The following is an 810-nucleotide window of genomic DNA, read 5'->3' on the forward strand; positions in this document are numbered from 1 at the left end:
GACGCCAGTTGCAGTGGAGCCATCCTTGAAATACCACCCTGGTATGTTTGAGGTTCTAACTCTGGTCCGTAATCCGGATCGAGGACAGTGTATGGTGGGTAGTTTGACTGGGGCGGTCTCCTCCCAAAGAGTAACGGAGGAGTACGAAGGTGCACTCAGCATGGTCGGAAATCATGCAATGAGCATAATGGTATAAGTGCGCTTGACTGCGAGTCAGACATGACGAGCAGGTACGAAAGTAGGTCATAGTGATCCGGTGGTTCTGTATGGAAGGGCCATCGCTCAACGGATAAAAGGTACTCCGGGGATAACAGGCTGATACCGCCCAAGAGTTCACATCGACGGCGGTGTTTGGCACCTCGATGTCGGCTCATCACATCCTGGGGCTGAAGCCGGTCCCAAGGGTATGGCTGTTCGCCATTTAAAGTGGTACGCGAGCTGGGTTTAGAACGTCGTGAGACAGTTCGGTCCCTATCTGCCGTGGGCGTTGGAAATTTGAGAAGAGTTGCTCCTAGTACGAGAGGACCGGAGTGAACGAACCTCTGGTGTTCGGGTTGTCACGCCAGTGGCATTGCCCGGTAGCTATGTTCGGACGGGATAACCGCTGAAAGCATCTAAGCGGGAAGCCTCCTTCAAGATTAGATTTCCCTGACTCCTTGAGAGTCCTAAAGGGCCGTGGAAGACTACCACGTTGATAGGCTGGGTGTGGAAGCGTTGTGAGGCGTTGAGCTAACCAGTACTAATTGCCCGTGCGGCTTGACCATACAACAGAGATGGCTACTAACGATTTGGATTGTGTCCAATCGAGAG

General features: G+C 52.8%; 1 rRNA gene. It reads left to right on the top strand.

Annotated elements, in window-relative coordinates:
- A 23S ribosomal RNA gene (locus LC059_RS17880) occupies nucleotides 1-764 on the top strand; the annotation flags it as partial.
- Nucleotides 765-810 lie beyond the last annotated feature (46 nt).

The sequence above is a fragment of the Microbulbifer elongatus genome, assembly GCF_020524885.1.
Taxonomy (GTDB): Bacteria; Pseudomonadota; Gammaproteobacteria; order Pseudomonadales; family Cellvibrionaceae; genus Microbulbifer; species Microbulbifer elongatus_A.